This is a genomic window from Tardiphaga sp. 841_E9_N1_2 (genome assembly GCF_051811065.1).
GTDB classification, from domain to species: domain Bacteria; phylum Pseudomonadota; class Alphaproteobacteria; order Rhizobiales; family Xanthobacteraceae; genus Tardiphaga; species Tardiphaga robiniae.
In genome coordinates, this window is record NZ_JBPWQC010000001.1 from 5,022,687 (window position 1) to 5,042,030 (window position 19,344).

General features: G+C 61.3%; 14 protein-coding genes. 5 read left to right on the top strand and 9 right to left on the bottom strand.

Annotated features, from left to right (window positions below):
* The first annotated feature begins 73 nt into the window (after positions 1–73).
* Positions 74–2,716, top strand: a complete 2,643-nt coding sequence (locus tag AB8A50_RS24075; RefSeq protein ID WP_439079145.1) for an EAL domain-containing protein — start codon at positions 74–76, stop codon at positions 2,714–2,716.
* 3 nt (positions 2,717–2,719) lie between these two features.
* Here AB8A50_RS24075 and AB8A50_RS24080 read toward each other — a convergent pair whose 3' ends face one another.
* From AB8A50_RS24080 to AB8A50_RS24095, 4 genes are all read right to left on the bottom strand, one after another.
* Positions 2,720–4,297, bottom strand: coding sequence for an ATP-binding protein (locus tag AB8A50_RS24080; RefSeq protein WP_439079146.1), 1,578 nt, complete (start codon positions 4,295–4,297; stop codon positions 2,720–2,722).
* A 129-nt stretch (positions 4,298–4,426) separates the two neighbouring features.
* Positions 4,427–4,837, bottom strand: a complete 411-nt coding sequence (locus AB8A50_RS24085) for a response regulator (protein WP_175365968.1) — start codon at positions 4,835–4,837, stop codon at positions 4,427–4,429.
* A gap of 221 nt (positions 4,838–5,058) precedes the next feature.
* Complete coding sequence (locus AB8A50_RS24090) at positions 5,059–5,517, bottom strand: PaaI family thioesterase (protein ID WP_089266877.1); 459 nt, start codon at positions 5,515–5,517, stop codon at positions 5,059–5,061.
* Positions 5,518–6,617: 1,100 nt separating this feature from the next.
* Positions 6,618–7,619 (bottom strand): NADP-dependent oxidoreductase, encoded by a 1,002-nt coding sequence (locus tag AB8A50_RS24095; RefSeq protein ID WP_093759920.1) that lies wholly within the window; start codon positions 7,617–7,619, stop codon positions 6,618–6,620.
* Between the two features lie 234 nt (positions 7,620–7,853).
* Here AB8A50_RS24095 and AB8A50_RS24100 point away from each other — a divergent pair, with 234 nt between their 5' ends.
* Both AB8A50_RS24100 and AB8A50_RS24105 read left to right on the top strand, forming a co-directional pair.
* Positions 7,854–9,149, top strand: coding sequence for a dicarboxylate/amino acid:cation symporter (locus AB8A50_RS24100; protein ID WP_089266305.1), 1,296 nt, complete (start codon positions 7,854–7,856; stop codon positions 9,147–9,149).
* 8 nt (positions 9,150–9,157) lie between these two features.
* Positions 9,158–10,075, top strand: coding sequence for an amino acid ABC transporter substrate-binding protein (locus AB8A50_RS24105; protein ID WP_439079147.1), 918 nt, complete (start codon positions 9,158–9,160; stop codon positions 10,073–10,075).
* Between the two features lie 153 nt (positions 10,076–10,228).
* Here the strand turns inward: AB8A50_RS24105 and AB8A50_RS24110 are convergent, their stop codons facing one another.
* Together AB8A50_RS24110 and AB8A50_RS24115 are read right to left on the bottom strand one after the other, a co-directional pair.
* Positions 10,229–11,548, bottom strand: a complete 1,320-nt coding sequence (locus tag AB8A50_RS24110; protein WP_439079149.1) for a bifunctional folylpolyglutamate synthase/dihydrofolate synthase — start codon at positions 11,546–11,548, stop codon at positions 10,229–10,231.
* On the bottom strand, positions 11,541–12,548 hold the full coding sequence (locus AB8A50_RS24115) for an ATP-grasp domain-containing protein (protein WP_439079150.1): 1,008 nt from the start codon (positions 12,546–12,548) through the stop codon (positions 11,541–11,543). Before AB8A50_RS24115 ends, AB8A50_RS24110 begins: the two co-directional genes overlap by 8 nt.
* Positions 12,549–12,922: 374 nt before the next feature.
* On the opposite strand from AB8A50_RS24115, the gene AB8A50_RS24120 reads away from it, so the two are divergent.
* Both AB8A50_RS24120 and AB8A50_RS24125 read left to right on the top strand, forming a co-directional pair.
* Positions 12,923–13,696 carry a ferredoxin--NADP reductase gene (locus tag AB8A50_RS24120; RefSeq protein WP_439079151.1) on the top strand — a complete coding sequence of 258 codons (774 nt, stop codon included), beginning with the start codon at positions 12,923–12,925 and terminating at the stop codon, positions 13,694–13,696.
* Positions 13,697–13,908: 212 nt separating this feature from the next.
* The gene (locus AB8A50_RS24125) at positions 13,909–15,549 is read left to right on the top strand and encodes an FMN-binding glutamate synthase family protein (RefSeq protein WP_439079152.1); all 1,641 of its coding nucleotides are present in this window, start codon (positions 13,909–13,911) and stop codon (positions 15,547–15,549) included.
* 59 nt (positions 15,550–15,608) lie between these two features.
* On the opposite strand, the gene AB8A50_RS24130 is transcribed toward AB8A50_RS24125, so the two are convergent.
* The 3 genes from AB8A50_RS24130 to AB8A50_RS24140 all read right to left on the bottom strand — a co-directional run bounded on the left by AB8A50_RS24130 (position 15,609) and on the right by AB8A50_RS24140 (position 19,257).
* A complete protein-coding gene (locus AB8A50_RS24130) occupies positions 15,609–17,594 on the bottom strand; it encodes a carbohydrate porin (RefSeq protein ID WP_439079153.1) in 1,986 nt (661 codons plus the stop codon).
* A 409-nt stretch (positions 17,595–18,003) separates the two neighbouring features.
* On the bottom strand, positions 18,004–18,264 hold the full coding sequence (locus AB8A50_RS24135; protein WP_089266312.1) for a hypothetical protein: 261 nt from the start codon (positions 18,262–18,264) through the stop codon (positions 18,004–18,006).
* A 171-nt stretch (positions 18,265–18,435) separates the two neighbouring features.
* Positions 18,436–19,257: a creatininase family protein gene (locus tag AB8A50_RS24140; protein WP_439079154.1), complete on the bottom strand. Its 822-nt coding sequence runs from the start codon at positions 19,255–19,257 to the stop codon at positions 18,436–18,438.
* Between the last annotated feature and the right edge of the window lie 87 nt (positions 19,258–19,344).

The following is a 19,344-nucleotide window of genomic DNA, read 5'->3' on the forward strand; positions in this document are numbered from 1 at the left end:
CGAATGACATTGCCGCTGTAACGAAGACAGTTGTCGTCGTGCTCAGGCGGCTTCCGTGATCGAAGGTCGTTTCATGCCTACAAGTCCCGTCGACCAGCCCAGCGAAGAGGCGAAGGCGCTGTTCTCTGCGTTCGAACAGGCGGTCGATGCTGTCGTGATCACCGGGATCGACAACGAGATCAGGCATTTCAATGCTGCTGCCGAACGCCTTTGGGGCTACAGCCGTGGCGACGTCGTCGGACGGCAGATGAATGTTCTGGTCCCGCTCGACGTGCGCGAACATCTCGATGGAGTGATTGCGGCAAAGTCTGCCATGGATCCGCAAGTAGCGGTCAAGGGCCGCCGCGAGTCCAGGATCAGCCGCAAGGACGGGAGCGAGGCCTGGGGCGCGTTCTCGATCTCACGCGTCGATTATGCCGGCAAGACGCTCTACATCAACTTCATCCGCGACGTGACGGACGATGTCCGTGACCGCGAGCAAAATGCGCTGATGGCACTGGTTGCCGAAAAGACCGACCGTATCGTGATGGTCTCCAAACGCGACATGACCATCGTCTATGTCAACGACGCTTTTACGGAGCTGTTCGGATACACGCTTGCGGAAGCGATGGGCAAACACCCCCGGGATTTGCTGACGGGAGAGTATACCGACAACGAAACGCTGGAGCGGTTTCACGCGCAGATCGATGCCGAAGGACACGGGCAAGAGGATATCCTTGTCTATGACAAGGAAGGTCACGAGATCTGGATCTCAAGCACGGTCAACGCAGGCCGCAATGAAGCCGGTGAGGTCGAGCATCTCGTCGCGGTGCTCGACGACATCACCGAGAGCAAGCAGATCCATTCGCTGCAGCATCATGTGCTGGAAAATCTCGCCAATGACATGCCGGTCGTGGATGTGATCGGCGATCTCTGCCACCGCGTCGAAGCCATCGCGCCTGATATCGTCTCGTCGGTGCTGCATGTGGACGCGGACGGTCGGCTCCATCCACTCGGTGGTCCCAGCCTCCCGGCCGCCTTCGCACCTGTTGTTGACGGTATTGCCACTGGTCCCGATGTCGGGTCCTGCGGCGCGGCGGCCTTTCTCGGCCACGCGGTGCTGGCCACCGATATCGCCACCGATCCGCGGTGGCAGCTCTATAGCAGCCTGCCGCTGGAAGCCGGCCTGCGCGCTTGCTGGTCGACGCCGATCAAGGCGCGGGACGGCCGCGTGATCGGCGCCTTTGCCTTCTATTTCCGTGAAGTGCGCGGCCCGACGCGCTGGCACCAGACCATCGTCGATGCCTGTGTGCATCTGTGCGCACTGGCGATTGAACGGCACGAGGCCCGCAGCGAAATCGCGCGTCTGGCCTATTTCGATGCGCTGACCGGCCTGCCGAACCGCGCGCAACTGCGCCAGATCCTGACGGGGCTGATCGACAAGAGCAAGCCGCGGGATCGCATTGCCGTGATGTTCCTCGATATCGATCATTTCAAGGACGTCAACGACACGCTCGGTCATTCCATTGGCGACGAGTTGCTGGTCAAGGTCACGCAACGACTGTGCAGGCAAATCCGGCCGGCCGATACGCTGAGCCGGCAGGGCGGCGACGAATTCGTCATTGTGCTGCCGAATTGCGATGTCGAAGGCGCCGCCTTGATCGCCAGCCGCCTGCTCGAGACACTGCTGCCGCCGATGCAGCTTGGCGCCAAGCTGGTGCCGGTATCTGCCAGCATCGGCGTCAGCATCTATCCCGACAACGCCGGTGATATCGACGGTCTGCTCAAACATGCGGATGCGGCGATGTATCAGGCCAAGCAGGCCGGCCGCTCGACCTATCGTTTCTTCAGTGCGGAGATGAACCGCGTCAGCGAGGAGCGACTCGCCTTCAGTACGGCGCTGCGCAATGCCATCGTGCAGGATGCGCTGCGGCTTCACTATCAGCCGCAGGTGCGCGCTGACGGTCGCCTTTACGGTGTCGAGGCGCTGGCCCGCTGGTCCGATCCGGTGCTCGGCGAAGTGCCGCCGTCGAAATTCATCCCGCTCGCGGAAGAATACGGGCTGATCGAGCTGATCGGCACCTGGTCGCTGCGCGAAGCCTGTCGGCAGGTTGCGGCCTGGCGCAAAAATGGCGTCGACGTGCCCAGCGTCTCAGTCAATCTGTCGCCGATCAATTTCCAGAATGGCGATCTCGCCACGCTGGTCGGCGAAGTGATCGCCGAAAACGGTCTGTCGCCGGACATGCTGATGCTGGAGGTCACCGAAGGCGTGGTGATGAGCGAGCATTCGACCGCCGTCGAGACCATGGAGAAAATTCGCAAGTCCGGCGTGCAGCTGTCGATGGATGATTTCGGCACCGGCTATTCCAGCCTCAGCCGCCTCGCGCATCTGCCGATCCGTGAGTTGAAGATCGATCGCAGCTTCATGCGTGGCCTTGAAAGCGAGGCGAGCGCGCTGGCGATTACGCGCGCCATCATCCGCGTCGGCCAGAGTCTCGACATGATCGTGGTCGCCGAGGGCGTCGAGACCGAGGGGCAACGCCGGATTCTCACCGAACTCGGTTGCGATGTTATTCAGGGCTTCGTCTATTCGCCTGCGCTGCCGGTGCCCGATTTCGAACTCTGGTTCGCGAATCACGAAACGTCGCGTGCCGCCATCGCCCTGAGCGAGATGCGGCGTCAGGCGCATCCGGAGCGGACGCTGGGCGTCGTCCCGTCCGTCAGACGGATCCCGTAGTCGTTATCTCTTGTCGAGCATCTCGCGCACCTTGTTGCCGAGCGCCGCTTGCGTGATCGGCTTCTGCAGCAGCGACACGCCGGGATCGAGCCGGCCCTGATGCACGATGGCGTTGCGCGAATAGCCGGTCATGAACAGCACTTTCAGCTTCGGCTGCCGCTTTTGCATCTCGTCGGCCAGCAGTCGCCCGTTCATGCCGGGCATCACGATATCGGTCAGCAGCAAGTCGAACGGTTCGGGATCGTCGGTGAAGTCGGCCAGCGCCGCGTCGGCATTGCCGGCTTCGCGGACCTGATAGTTGAGACCTTCCAGCGTCTCGACCAGGTAGGACCGCACATCCGGATCGTCTTCCACGATCATCACAGTCTCGTTGCCCTTGCTGCCGACAATGCGCCTCTCTATCTCGCTTGCTTGGTCCGTATGCTGTCTGCTGCGCGGCAGATAGACCTTGATGGTCGTGCCTTCGCCGACCTCGCTATAAATCTTCACATGGCCGCCGGATTGCTTGACGAAGCCGTAGACCTGGCTCAGGCCGAGGCCGGTGCCCTGTCCGGGCTCCTTGGTGGTGAAGAACGGGTCGAAGGCGCGCTCCTGCACGTCCTTGGGCATGCCCGGTCCGGTATCCGTCACCGAGATCAGGACATACTGCCCGATGACGACATCCGAATACTGCAGGGCGTAGATCTCGTCGATGAAAGCGTTGCTGGTTTCGATCGTCAGCTTGCCGATCTTCAGATGGTCTTGGCCGGCCATGGCGTCGCGTGCATTGACCACGAGATTGAGGATGGCGGCTTCCATCTGGCTCGGATCGACCTCGACCTGCCACAGCCCGGCGCCGCCGACGATTTCGAGATCGATATTCTCGCTCAATGTGCGCTGGAAGAAATCCGACATGCCGTGGAGCAATCCGTTGACATTGATGGTCTTCGGGTCGAGCGGCTGCTTGCGTGCGAAGGCGAGCAGGCGCTGGGTCAGCACCACGGCGCGTTGCGCGCCGCCGGCCGCGCTGGCAATGACGCGCCTGAGGCGATCGCGCGACGATTCCGTCCAGGTCGAGATGCTGTGCTCGGCGATTTCGAGATTGCCGATGATGATGGTCAGCAGATTGTTGAAGTCATGGGCGACACCGCCGGTGAGGTGACCGATCGCTTCCATCTTCTGCGTATGGCGCAGCATGTCCTCGGCTTCGCGCCGGTGCCGGCCCTCCTCGATCAGCGCCAGTTCGGTTTCGCGCAACTGTGCGGGCGAGGGGATCGCCAGTAGTCTCGGTAGCAGTGGCCAGAGAATCGCTGCGGTGACGACCGAAGCGACGGCCGTGATCGCCTTGAGGATTCCTTCGGCGCCATAGGCCGGAACCCACAGCGTGTAGATCGACATCACATGGGTCAGGCCGCAGGCCATGATGAAGAGCGCGAAGGCCCAGAAGATCCAGCCGAACTCCACATCGCGGCGCTTCCAGACGAAGATTGTGAGTACGACGGGAATCGAGAAATAGGCCGCGGCGATCAGTGCATCCGAGCCGACGTGAAGCCAGATCAGACCGGGATCCCACAGCAGGCAAATGCCGTGCGGGGCAAACATGGAACTATCGAGAAAGTTCTTGAGTGATGCCCACATCGCCTGCCCCCGCCGATAGCTGGTATCTAGCAACCGAGGGTGACCGGGCGGTGTGGAGGCGTCAAGCGTGAGCGCAATTGCGAACGGGGCTTATCAGACGCCGAATGCGCTGCGGGGATTGGCGAATTCGGTGAGGGCGCCGATGATCTGGTGCTGTCGATAGGGTTTGGGAATGAAGCGACCGCCATCCGGCAGGTCGCGTTCGCCTATCCTGAAGTGGCCTGATGTTGCGATGATGCGGATTGGCGGCCAGCGATTGGCGACCGCATGGGCAAGCTTGAGCCCGTTCATCGAGCCGGGCATGTCGATATCGGTAAAGATGATGCGGATATCGTTGCGCGCTTCGAGCACGCGGATCGCAGCGTCTGCATCCGGCGCCTCGATCACCCGGAAACCGGCGTCCTCGATCATCTCGACCGCAAACATGCGCAGCAGTACATCGTCCTCGACGACCAGGACGGTGGCGGGGAGGGCGGCGTCGTTTACGGCAGCGTCTTGGGCCATGGGATTTGAACCTTGATCGCCGGTTCCATGGGCCACAGGGCCGGGATGGTTCGGGTCGAAAGCATCGGTCAGTCTAAACGTGATCAATCGAATACGAATATAGGTCGCGTAAAAACTGTTTTGGTTCGCATGTCTTTGCTAAGCGAGCTGATCGCGCTTTCGTTCCGCCGCGTGCGAAAAAAAATCCGTGAAGATGACGAAAATCCGCGGCGGCCGTCAGGTCAGTCGTTCTTGCGCCCGGCATCGGTGCGGTCGCGGACCGTCTTGAACACACCATGCGCCGTGGCGACCACGTGATCGTTCACACTGACCTCGGTGCTCATGAAGATCAGGCTCTTGGTGGCACGCACGACCTTGGGCCGGGAGATCATCAGGTCGCCGATCCGCGCGGCATCGACGAAATAAGTATCCATCTGGACGGTGGCGAGCGCCTCGACCCCCGCAGCCTCGCGCGCCGCCATGCCGCAGCTCCGGTCGGCCAGCGTCATCACTGCCCCGCCCTGAACCACGCCGCGGCGGTTGCGGTGCTTGTCCTGGCCGAGAATGGCGAATTCATTGATGCCATCGACGACCCGGTGCCACATCGGGCCGACGAAATGGATGAACCCGTCATCGTCCATGATGCTCCAGCCGGCGGCTTCGAGTTCAGCATAGGCCGCGTCAGTCGCCGCATCAGTCATGGATTTTCCTTCTTGCGAGATATCGATGGGCTGGAGGGAGTGAGTGCTAGGTCATACAAAAGCGTGGGGCAGGTGGATAGGACGTCGCGGCGTTGGGGCGCGTCGCAATCTGCATGGCTCGTCGCTCGTTGTCCCGGGCCGGACTGCCGGAGTGGTCAGCTACCCCCTCGTCATTCCGGGGCGCAGAGGACCGCGAAGCGGGCCGGCGCGAACCCGGAATCCCGGAGTGTTTGGCGCTGAACAGGTCGAGATTCCGGGTTCGCGTCCGGCAAGTGCCGGCCACGCCCCGGAATGACAGTATGGGGCGGTAAGACAGCATCCAAACATTTTTTCCTATCTCTCATTGACAACATCCCCATCAGGTTTATATTCCCCTTCGTCCTGCCCCACCGAGAGGGGCGATCGCGATCGTCACGTTCGCGGGGCAGGATGCGGTGGACGCCGGAGATGCGGCGTCACGCGGTTCATGGGGGAACGTCTGTCTTCGGGCAGGACGGATCTGCGCCAGCACTGCCACTGGCAAGGAGACGTTTGGCCTTCGGATGGAAAGACTCCTGGACAGTGTGACGGACGACCAAGTCAAAACGCGTTCGGCTTACTCGCTTGAGGCTCCCTTCCCATCGCCTTGGGACTTTAATTCGCGATCGGAGCGTTCGTCGAGGCAAAGTGCAAGCAACCGAAAAAACACCGCAGGCGGAACGCCGGGCACTTGCTCGGCGCCTCCGAAAGTCCTGATGCACACTCAATTGCGGAAGACCGCATCGCATCAGGCCCAAGGGTGCAACGGGCACCCGGCGTTCCGCACGCCCTCTCGCAAGGGGGCGGGAATGCGAGAGACGACGGCGCCCCCGCGCCGCAAACAACAGGGGTGATGACGCATGTCTGAAGGGTAGTGGCTGTTTGACATTCACATCCGCGATGACGCGCAAGCGTCAATGGTGTCCCTCCCCCTTGCGGGGAGGGTCGGCCGATAGGCCGGGGTTGGGGGTGCCACGAGCAACGCTCTCACGTGGGGCACCCCACCCGTCACGTTTGTTCGCTTCGCTCTCAAACGCGCCACCCTCCCCGCTCGCTACGCTCGGGGGAGGGGAAAGGAAGCCCTACACCTTCACCATCCGCTTGCCCCGGTTCTCACCGGCCAGCAAACCGATCAGTGCCTGCGGCGTGTTCTCCAGCCCGTCGATGACGTCTTCCTGCACCTTGAGCTTGCCGGCGGCGACCCAGGACTGCAGATCGGTCAAAGCCTTTTCGCGCTGGTTCATATAGTCCATCACGATGAAGCCCTGCATGATCAGGCGTTTCACCACGATCAGGCCGGGCACGCCGCGTGGGCCGGTCGCCGAGGGCGCGCCGTCATATTGCGAGATGGCGCCGCAGCAGGCGATGCGGCCGTTGAGATTCATTTGTGCGAGACAAGCTTCGAGAATATCGCCGCCGACATTGTCGAAATAGACGTCGATGCCACCCGGCGCTGCCGCCTTCAGCGCCTTGAACACCGCGCCGTCCTTGTAGTCCACCGCGGCATCGAAGCCGAGTTCTTTGGTCAGCCAGTCGCATTTGTCCTTGCCGCCGGCGATGCCGATCACCCGGCAGCCCTTGATCTTGGCAATCTGGCCGACGATGGAGCCGACCGAACCGGCCGCCGCCGAGACGACGACGGTCTCGCCCGCCTTGGGCTTGCCGACGTCCAGCAGGCCGAAATAGGCTGTAAGTCCGGCGATGCCATAGACGCTGAGCAGATGCGTCATCGGCTCCATTGATGGCATCTTGTTGAGATGCTTGGCCGGCACCGCCGCGTAATTCTGCCAGCCGGTGTCGCCGAACACGATGTCACCCGGCTTCAGCGCAGGCGACTTCGACGAGACGACTTCGGCGATGCCGCCGCCCGCCATCACCGTATTGGCCTCGACGGCAGCGCGATAGGTCGCGCCGTGCATCCACGCGCGATTGGCCGCATCGAGCGAGATGTATCGCACGCGCAGCAGCGCCTCGCCGTCCTTCGGCTCGGGAATCGGACCCTTTGATAGTTTGAAATGCTCGGGCCCCAATTTTCCTGTGGGCTTTTCGACGAGCAGCACCTGATGATTGACGGTGTCGGTCATGGCCGTTGTCTCCCTGTTTCTTCCTTTGTCGAAACTTGTTGCAGTCGCCGCGTACAAAACAATCAGGCTGCACAGTTTTTGTAGTTGGCGATGACGCTATGCGGCAGCGCGGCATTCCACAACGGCTATTTGCCGCCTGATGATACCGAAACGGTACGCGGCTGACGAAGCTTGTTGCGCGCTCTGATCAATATGACAGACTGTCGCAGTTGGGAATGTGTAACGGGGGTCGGTATGTCGAACAGGTTTACGCAATACATTCTGATCGCGATGGCGCTGGGCATCGTGATGGGCTCGCTGGTTTTCAACTATTTGCCCGATAGCCGCGGCGAGATCGCGGCCGACGTCAATCTGATCGCCATGTTGTTCTTGCGCCTGATCAAGATGATCATCGCGCCCCTGGTCTTCGCCACGCTGGTCGGCGGCATCGCCCATATGGGCTCGGGCTCCAAGCTCGGCCGCATCTTCGCCAAGACCATGGGCTGGTTCGTCAGCGCCTCCTTCATCTCGCTGCTGCTCGGCCTCGTGATGGTCAACCTATTGCAGCCCGGCGCGAATTTCCCGGGAACGCTGCCGGCTGCGGGGCAATCGACGGGCCTGCCGGTGTCGGCTTTCTCCATTGAAAAATTCCTCACCCATCTGATCCCGACCTCCATCGCGGACGCGATGGCGCAGAACGAGATCCTGCAGATCGTCATCTTTGCAGTGTTCTTCGCAGTTGCGATGGGCGCCATGCCGGAACGCTCCAAGCCGATGCTGCAACTGATCGATGACCTCGGTCACATCATGCTGAAAGTGACGGGCTATGTGATGCTGTTCGCGCCGCTCGCGGTGTGGGCAGCGATCATGGCGACGGTGTCCAAGAATGGCTTGGGCGTGTTGTGGAAGCTGATCGTCTTCATGGGCGGCTTCTATCTGTCGCTGGCGATTCTGTGGGGTATCCTCGTGGTGGTCGGCTTCATCGTTATCGGCCCGCGCTACAGCCATCTGCTGCGGTTGATCCGCGAGCCGCTGATGATCGCCTTCTCCACGGCAAGTTCGGAAGCTGCCTATCCGAAGACGCTGGAAGGTCTTAACCGCTTCGGTGCCTCGTCGCGCATCTCCAGTTTCGTGCTGCCGCTGGGCTATTCGTTCAATCTCGACGGCACGATGATGTACTGCACCTTCGCCAGTATCTTCATCGCGCAGACCTATCACATCGAGATGTCGCTCGGCACGCAGCTCGCGATGCTGGCGACGCTGATGATCACCTCGAAGGGCGTCGCCGGCGTGCCGCGCGCGTCCTTGGTGGTGATCGCCTCGACGCTCAGCCAGTTCAATATTCCCGAAGCGGGCCTGTTGATGATCATGGGTATCGATACGTTCCTCGACATGGGCCGCAGCGCCACCAATGTGATCGGCAACTCGCTGGCCACGGCGGTGGTCGCGAAATGGGAAGGCGAACTCGCGCCCGAGCATGAGCTCGGTCCCGACGATGTGGTGCCTGGCGACATGATTCCCGGAGAAATCCCCGCCCTCGGACATGGTTGAGGTGCGTGATGCGCTACTATCTGACCGGTTCGATCACCGGGCTTCTGGCAGCTTTGCTGCTGGCGACGGCGGCGCAGGCGCAAACGCCTGCGGAAGGGCTTAGCCCGACGCTGGCGGCGATCAAGAAGGCGCATGTGGTCAAGCTCGGCTATCGCGAGAGCTCGCCGCCATTCTCGTTCCTCGATCAGGCGGGCCGGCCGATCGGCTACAGTCTCGAACTCTGCGAGGCGATCGTCGAGGATATCGGTATCGAGGTCGACGACCCCGCGTTGAAGATCGAATACGTCAAGGTGACGTCGGACGATCGCATTCCCGCCGTGGTCGACGGCAAGATCGATCTCGAATGCGGCTCGACCACGGCCAATGCCGAACGGCGCAAGCAGGTTGCGTTCTCGCCGCTGATGTTCGTCGCCGGCACCAAGCTGATGGTGCCGAAAACCACGACCGGCACGGCGCCGACCGACTTCAAGGGCAAGACCGTCGTCGTCACCAAAGGCACCACCAACGAACAGGCGATGCACGCGGTCGACAAGAAATTCAATCTCGGTCTCAACATCGTGGTCTCGCCCGATCACGAGCAGAGCTACCAGATGCTGGTCGACGGCAAGGCCGATGCCTTCGCGACCGACGATATCCTGCTGTCGGGTCTGATCGCGCGGCACAAGTCGCAGGACAAATTCCGCGTCGTCGGCGATTACCTGTCCTATGATCCCTACGGCATCATGTTTCGTAAGGGCGAGCCGCAGCTTGCGGCTGTCGTCGAGCGCGCATTTCGGCGGCTCGGCTCCAACCGTGATCTGATCCCGCTCTATAACAAATGGTTCGTCGCACGCCTGCCGACCGGCGAGCGCATGGGCGTTTCGATCTCGCCGCAGTTGGAAGAGAGCTTCAAGGTGCTGGACGATTCAGCGGGTGGGACGAATTGACCGCAAACTGTCATTCCGGGGCGCGGGCAGTGCTAGCTGCACGCGAACCCGGCATCTCGACATGTTTGGCGCTGTCGGGAGACTCCCATGTCGAGATTCCGGGTTCGCGTCCGGCGAGTGCCGGCCACGCCCCGGAATGACGAACGTGAGATCTCAGAAAAACACCAGATCCTGCGCCTTGCCGCCGCGCAGCACCGTTGCGTATTCGATCGCCGCGAACAGTCCGCCCGCCACATAGATCTTGCGCGGCACGGCGCGAGCGAGTTGCTGGCTGAGGCGCACCGCGTCTTCCATGGCATTGGCCACATGAATGCGCGCCGCCGGGTGGGCCTTGCGCGCTGCAGCGCCGACCACGCGCGCGTCTGCACCCTTGTGATAGGCGCGGGTGCATACGATCGTATCGAAGACGGGCGCGAGATGCTTGGCGATATCATCGACATTCTTGTCGCCGGAGACGCCGAGCACCAGCAACCAGTTGTCATCGCCATGAATGGCGCGAAGGCTCTTCAGGGCCTGTGCCACGCCATCAGGCGTATGGCCGACATCGATGATGGTCAGGGGATCGCGCTGAACGATCTCGAGCCGTCCTGGCCATCTGGTATCGCGCAGCCCGGTGCGAACAGCGAGATCGATGGCGCTGGTGGTCGCATCCGGATGCATGCGCTGCATCCAGAGAATGAACAGCGCAGCCGCAATGGCGGCGTTGTTGAGCTGGAACTCGCCGGCCAGCATGAGTTCGAGCGCGCGCAGATCGAATGCGCCCAGCCGGCAGTTGAAGGCCTGGGCCTTGGCTGATGCAAAGACGTTACTGATCGTGATCTCGTCGCCGATATGCAGGCCGGTGACGTTGCGGTTGCGATTGTACTCGGCGAGATTGCCGCGCATGGGCAGGCAGTTCTCGCCGTAGACGACGGTGCCGCCCGAGATACAGGCATCGCTCTTGTCGCAGGCGATCAGCTCCAGCGAGTTGCCGAGCAGGTTGACGTGTTCGAGATCGACCGAGGTGACGCAGGTGATGTCGGCGCCGACCAGCCGAACCGGATCGTAGCGTCCGCCGATGCCCGCTTCGAACACGGCGAATTCGCATTCGGTCTCCTGGAAATACAGGCAGGCCAGCGCGAACTGGGCCTCGAAGGCGCCGAAAGTCTCATGCAGCGTGTGCTGCTTGAGATCTGCGATGGCAGTGGCCACGCGCAGGACGAGGGCTTCCAGCATCTCGTCATCGACGGGGACGCCGTCGATCTGGAAGCGCTCATTGAAGCGATAGAGGTGCGGTGACGTGAACAAGCCTGTCCGCAGGCCGAAAGCGCGTCCGATGCTGGCGCAGAACGCCGCGGTCGAGCCCTTGCCGTTGGAGCCGGTGACGACCACGGAATGTTTGCGCAGCCTGACACGGTCGATGGACAGCGCGTCGAGCAGCATCGCCAGCCGGGCGAGGCATAGGCCGTCGCCATATTTGGGCAGGTTAAACATCGAGCAGGCCGATCGCCGTAAATGTATGCCGCCAGATGCGCAGGATCAGATCCTCGCGGCCGCTGTCTTCGAGAAAGCGGATCGAGGGATTGGCATTGACCTCGATCACGCGCAAGGCGGCAGCATCTCCGTCGATATCCGTAAACAGGTCGACCGCGCCAGCGCGCAGGCCGAGCGCCTTGGCGGCCTGCAGCGCCATCGCAAAGGCAACAGTTTCGTTGCCCGGCGCCGCAAAGCTCATGCTGCCGCCAGCGCTGCGATTCATCCGGCCGGGAATCGCGCGCCGCTCACCGTATGGCAGCACGCGATTGAGGGAGGTGTCGTCGGGACCTGTGGCGGCCGACGAAATCCCGTGGCGGTCCAGCGCGGACGTCTCCGCGGCGATCAATTGCCTGAGCGTCGCCTTGCCGTCGCCGGTCACAAAGGGCGACGTCTTCTGCGCGCAATACACGATCTCGTCGTCGAGGATGAACACGCGATATTCCTGGCCGGAATAGATGCGCTGCATCAGGATCGCGTCATAATACTGCGCGACCTGCCTGAGATAGGCCATGAGCGCGTCGCCGCCCGTGACAATCTCCGCAAAGTCGCCGCGCGATCCCATCAGCGGCTTGATGAAGGCCCGGTCGCCGAGTTCGGCGAAATGCCAGACGGCGTCAGCATGTTCGTGACCGGGCGGGCGATGGGCGCGATAACGCTCATGCAGGAAGAAGTATTTCCCGCCCAAAGTCGGGACGCCGGCGCGCTCCATCAGCACATTGGCGAAATACTTGTCATTCGCCAGCGTCGCAGCCGTGGCGTTGTTCTGTGGAAAGAACGAGCCGCGTCCGGCGCCGAAGGATGCGCTCCTGCCATTGCGGCCAACGGTGAAGATCAGACCCGTTCCGCCATCGACGTCGGCGAAATCCAGCCCGAACTGGCGGCAAGCGTATTCGGCATAGATCGACTGGTCGGGATAGGATGGGGGCTTTCCGGCCCGGATGTCGCGAAGGGATGTCATCAAGGACCAGGCCGACGATTGAACGAAAAGCCGCCTGCGACGACTTTAACGAGGTGGCCGGAAACTACCGGATCGGGATCGGGTGATCCAGCCGGATACCATTAACGGTGTCCGGCAAGAAACTGAACGAAACCTCCGATATCGGGTAATTTAATGTCGTGGCCAGATGGGCTGCTGCTGCATGGGTAACCTGCTTTGGAAATTAATCGACCGCCTCCCTCAGTCCGCAATTGCACTTCATGGCTACTTTGACTAATTGTCATTCGCAGCTGCGAGAACCAAAATTAGCCAATAGCCGCAATGGTTTCTCGGCATCGTGACGCGGCAAACAATGGACTTGTTCTAAAAAAGCCCGCACTGGAAAATCAAATCTCATGAGCGCCTTTCACAGAGAGAAAGTTCTTTCTGTCCAGCATTGGACCGATACACTTTTCAGCTTCAAAGCCACCCGCGACACCTCATTCCGCTTCCAGAACGGTCAGTTCGCCATGATCGGCCTCGAGGTCGATGGCAAGCCGCTGCTGCGCGCCTATTCGATGGCCAGCGCGAACCACGAGGAAGAGCTGGAATTCTTCAGCATCAAGGTGCCGGACGGTCCGCTGACCTCGCGCCTGCAGAAGATCAAGGAAGGCGACACCATCCTGGTCGCCCGCAAGGCGGTGGGTACGCTGGTCACCGACAGTCTGCTGCCGGGCAAGCGCCTTCTCATGCTGTCGACCGGTACCGGTCTCGCGCCCTTTGCCAGCCTGATCAAGGATCCCGAAGTCTATGAGCAGTACGAGCAGGTCGTGCTGGTGCATGGCTGCCGGCAGGTCTCGGAGCTGGCCTATGGCGAGCGCCTGGTCGAACGGCTCGAGAAGGACGAGCTGTTTGGCGAGCTGATGAAGGACAAGTTCACCTATTATCCAACGGTCACCCGCGAGCCCTTCCGCAATCGCGGCCGCATTACCGACCTGATCGAGTCCGGCCAGATATTCAAGGATCTGGGCCAGGGCCCGCTCGACATCGCCACCGACCGCGTCATGCTGTGCGGCAGTCCGGCGATGCTCGAAGACCTGAAGGTCATGTTTGAGAAGCGCGATTTCACCGAAGGCAGCGGCAACAAGCCCGGCCATTTCGTGATCGAGAAGGCGTTCGTCGAGCGCTAACGCAGCCCGACATCATCAAAATTCACTGCACTGCAAAACCCGCGCTCCGGCGCGGGTTTTGTCGTCTGGGGCTCTCGCTTTTTGCAACAATTCATTGAGCGTGGCGCGCTAGATTGGACAATCCGGTGCAATGCCCTGCGGCAACGCACTTGTGATGTTTGCGTCATCGGGTCTGTGTAACGCTAGCGCCATTCATGTCAGGCAGGATTTTCATGGAAACGTTGATGCTTCCCCTCTCGCCGCGCTTCATCGTTTTGACGATCTGTAGCGTTGCCACCTTGCTGCTGGTCGGCATCGGCATTCACGACCCCAAGGTCATCCCTCTCGTTGTCATCCCCGTCATCGTATTCGGCGGCCTGACCGTGCTCGGCATTCACGATGTGCTGCAGAAGGACCATGCGGTTCTGCGCAACTATCCGATCTCGGCGCATATCCGCTTCCTGCTCGAGGAAATCCGTCCGGAGATGCGGCAGTATTTCTTCGAGAGCGAAAAAGATGGCATGCCGTTCAGCCGCGACACGCGCGCGGTGGTCTATCAGCGCGCCAAGATGGTACTCGACAAGCGTCCCTTCGGCACCCAGAAGAACGTCTACGAAGAAGGCTATGAGTGGATGCACCATTCGGTCGCCCCAAAACCGCATGCGACCGAGCAATTCCGTATCACCATCGGCGGCCCGGATTGCCTCAAGCCCTATTCGGCCTCGGTACTGAACGTCTCGGCCATGAGCTTTGGTGCGCTTAGCCCCAATGCGATCCGGGCGCTGAATGCCGGCGCCAAGCGCGGTCATTTCGCGCATGACACCGGCGAGGGTGGCGTCAGTCCGTATCACCAGGAAATGGGCGGCGACCTGATCTGGGAGATCGGCTCCGGCTATTTTGGTTGTCGCACGCGCGATGGCAACTTCGATCCCGACGCCTTCGCGAGGCTTGCCGTGAACGAGCAGATCAAGATGGTCGAGCTCAAGATCAGCCAGGGCGCAAAGCCCGGTCATGGCGGCGTGCTGCCGGCGGCAAAAGTGTCGGAAGAGATCTCCCGCATCCGTGGCGTTGCCATGGGCGAGGATTGTATCTCGCCGGCCTATCACAAGGCGTTTTCAACGCCGATCGAGATGATGGAATTCATCGACAAGATGCGCCGTCTGTCCGGCGGCAAACCCGCTGGCTTCAAGCTGTGCATCGGCCATCCCTGGGAATTCCTCGCGATCTGCAAGGCGATGCTGCAGACTGGCATCTATCCGGATTTTATCGTGGTCGATGGCAATGAAGGCGGCACCGGCGCGGCACCGCTGGAATTCATGGACCATCTGGGCATGCCGATGCGCGAGGGCGTCAACTTCGTGCACAACGCGCTGATCGGTATCGGCGCGCGTGACCGCATCAAGATTGGCGCCTCCGGGAAGATCGCAACGGCCTTCGATATCGCCCGCGCCATGGCGCTGGGCGCCGACTGGTGCAATTCGGCGCGGGGCTTCATGTTCGCATTGGGCTGCATCCAGTCACTGAGCTGCCACACCGATCGCTGTCCCACAGGCGTCACAACGCAGGACGCCACGCGCAATCGCGCTCTCGCCGTGCCGCAGAAGACCGATCGTGTTTATAATTATCACGAGGCGACGCTGCATGCGCTGGCCGAGCTGATTGCAGCGGCCGGGCTCGATCATCCGCAGGAGATTCGCCCGATCCACTTCTCGCATCGTGCCTCTGGCACCGACGTGCTGTCCTTCACGCGGATGTATCCGGCGCTGCGCCACAACGAATTGGTCGACGGCACCGGCGACAAGCGCTTTCGCGACGCGTGGGAGATGGCGCAGGCGAGCTCGTTCCTGCCAGCAGCTCTGGAACATTCAGCCTAGAGTTTTGTTTGCCGCGTCTTCTTCGGCGCGAAGCGGTGTCCACTTCGCTCGAAAATGCCCTAGAACTCGCCGTGCAATCGGCCTGAGAAGATCGAGACCGGCCCGCGATCCTTGTTGTAGGCAGGGTTCACAATCAGTTGGTAGTCGGCCGTGAGGGTGAAGTTCTTGTCGATGGCATAGGCGTAATAGGTTTCGAGAATGCGCTCGGTGCCGTAATTCAGCCGTCCGTCGCCGATCAGCAATCCGTTGCCGCCGGCGGCGAGAAAGTCGCGATGCGCAGCGGACAGGCCGTTGATCGCGCCGCCAAGGCCGATCGTGTCATTGGCGCGGCCCCAATGGCTACCCTTGATCGAGACGCCGGCAGAGACGCTGCGGTCGATATCGGTGAAGGACAGGATCTCGTTCTGGCCATCGTTCCAGCTGACGCGCCCAAAGATGCCGACGTCGGTGGCAACCTGCTGCTCGCCGTTCACGTAGAAGCCGTATTTGTCGTTCGCGCGGCGGATCGAGGACATCACATCGTTGATATCGAGCGTGGGATCATTGGCCTCGATCGCCAGTGCGCCGCGATAGCTGCCGGTATTTCCACGATTGATGAAGGCGCCGACGCGTAGCTTGCCGGGTTGGTCGAAGATCTGGTGACGCTCCTCGAATTCGACGACTGCACCGCCAGTCTTGAACGTCAGGACGTCGTTGTTGGGCTGCGCCGGCACCTGAAACAGGCCGGCCCGGATCGCCCAGTCCTTGCGATTCAGTTCAACGACGGCGCCGCGGGTGAAGCCCGGCAGGTCGGCTGGAAAGTCGTAAGCGGCCGATGACCACATCGCCCAGTTCATGAAATCGGCGCGCGGATCCTTGGCGTAGGAGTTGCCATCGAAGAAATCACCCACCGCGAAGCGTCCGACCGTGAGCGTGATACGGTCGATATCGCGCTTGCCGGCCAATTGATTGGCGGCGTCGGGGACGTCTTCCTGTTCACCGCCAAGGCCAAGTGTCTGGCGGAAGTAATAGCGCTGCATGCGAAAGCGCGGAAACGGCGCGCCGCCCTTTTGTGCTTCGCCATTGGGGAAGCCGGCGAGGCCGAGCGTTGAGTTGAGGCCGAAGCCCTGCGCGAGCTCGGGATTGAGATAGAGCTCACCGCCTTGCCACAGTCGCCAGCCGAGAAACGCGGTCGTCGTAAAGGTCTCGCGCCCTTGGCCGCCGCCGGGAAGGCTGTTGGTGCCTTCATAAGGCGAGCGAATCCGCGGATAGGCGGATGCGATGAAAGTGGTCTGGGCGTGAACGTTCCAGTCTGTCGATTCCGGCAGCACAGTCTTGCCGGTGATGGGGGCTGACGGCAACCACGGCGGCGTGTCCCACAGCCGATAATTCAAGCCGACTTTGACGGTGTGAATATTCGGATCAACGCTCACATTCGGCAGTCCGGCATTGCCGAGGTCATAGGTCTGCCGCATCAAATCGAGATAGGCGTATTCGGCCTTCGCGGTCCAGTTGCCGCCAACGGCAAATTCGACGCCCGCGCCGGCGGTCCAGCCGAAATGGGTGCGGGTCGCCGATGATATGAGGTCGCCGTCGGCATCATTGAGATTGAGTTTGGTGCGTCCCCACGCCACGCCACCGGTGACGTACGGCATCAACGCACCGAAGGCGTAGCCGATGCGGCCGCGTGCGGTCGCAAAATAGTCGAAGGTCGTATGGAAAGGCGCTGGCATCAACCGCGCTGCGTCCTGCGGACTGCTGAACATGGCGTCGGCCTCGAAGCCCAGCACGACGTTGTTGCTGAGCTGCCTGTTGTAGCCGATCTGGTAGCCGCCGATCAGGCCGGTCGGCGAAGGCGGCAGGAAAACGCCCTGCGCGGGCAGCGGATTGCTGCCGGGACCAAAGCTGCCGCCGCCATAGCCGATGTGACCGCCGAGATAAAAACCGGTCCAGTCGTAAACCAGGCGGGGCGCTTTCAGCGCCATGCCGGGCGAAATATCGGCCGCGATCGCAGAGCCATCGAATGCCAATGCGCCCAGCGCAAAACCGGCCAAAACGCGCTTCACGACAATACTCGCGATCGGTCGGGGTACTTCATGCGGCCGTCATTTCTCGCTTTAGGTCGCCGCCGATCATGCGACGAACCGTTTGATATTCCACAAAAATAGTCGATTCGCCCATAATGTTGGGGGTATCGAGGGTCGTCGTGAGACAAACGAAACAGAATGAGCAACCCGTCGACTCCCCGACTATAATTGCAACTAATTCGCAATAGCAAGAAGCAACTGGAGAAGCATGTTTCAGTGGCAGCCGATCATGACGGTTGGATAACAGCAGCTGGCCGGCACGGCTCGAAAGGCATTTGGCGAGCGCAAAAAATGACCCGCTCGGGGGGGCAACCGAGCGGGTCTGGTGCGACACGGGGTGGATGAGGCGCCCGTGTCGGACGCAAATCCACGTCAGTCGATCAAGAGATTAGTAGTTGCAGGTCCGGACGCGGCCGACATAGTTGCCGTAGCCGTCATACTGGCGGACCCAACCGCAGCGATATCCGTAACCGTAGTAGCCGTTATTGGCGGCAATGGCGCTGCCGACGACTGCGGCGCCGACTACACCGGCAGCGATACCGAAGCCGATGCCCGGGCCCTTGGCCTGAGCCTGCTGGGACGATGCCACGGTGCCGGCAGCGGTGAGAGCAACGAGAGCGAAAGCAGCAATCTTGGACTTGATCGACATGGGATAACTCCATCCTGTTGAAGTGCAGCCATCGTGGCCTGCATGCCAATCAGTCGGAGCCCAAACGGATCGGGTTCGAGACCCGGTCGAACTATTTGGTTTCAGGATTGTGTCGTCATCCGCGTGGAATATGTCGTCGCGTGAATCGCGCAATCCACGGTTAACCACATCTCACGCGCCGGCATCCGGTTCGCGATCAAACGCTGTCACGTCGAAGCGATGCATGTCCGCGAGCAGTTCGCAGAATGCTTTTGCGCCGTGTGCCAGCAGTTTCTCGCCCTTGTCGGCTGATGCCTGCGTGGCGTCGCCGATCGCGCCGCTGGGATGGAGGTCTTCGGCCTGCCACGCGAATGGCGCGGGCCGGCTTGCGGAGAGCCAGCGATAGTTCTTCTCCATCGCAATCGCTGACGATGCGAAATTTGCGATCTTGTCGTTGCGCACATGCTGCGGATAGCGCGCCAGCATGATCGATGTCTCGATAGCACCGCCATGAATCCCGTGACGTAACTCTGCGTCAGTGAACAGGCCATCCGGTGTGCCGAATCGATTCCATCCAGTGGTGGCGACCAGCATGCCGTATTCGGCGCGCAGGTCCTGCGCCGCGAGCGTCATTGCTGCACTGTTGCCGCCGTGGCTGGTGACGATCACGAGTTTCTGAACGCCGGCGCGCGCGACGCTTTCGCCGATCGCGGTCCAGGTCTGCAATGCGATCTCGGTCGGCAGGGTCAGCGTACCGGGAAAGGCGAGATGCTCGGTTGAAATGCCCACAGGTTGAAGCGGCAGAAATGTCGCCGGATTATCGGCAGGCAGCAGGCGCTGGACCTCTGCAAGATAAGCCTCCGCAATCATGACGTCGGTGCCGAGGGGCAGATGCGGTCCGTGCTGCTCGGTCGCGGCCAATGGCAGCACTGCAATCCAGGAGGCCGGATCGCTCTGGGCGATGTCGGGCCAGCGAATGTCAGTCCAGTCGCGGGGCGGCATGTTGGCAGTCATCGAGGTGCGTTTCTTTGGTCTATTTTGCAGGGTAGTCTGGCAGCAGATTGCTTCCTATCATGGGCCATAACGGTCGACGGAGTCCAA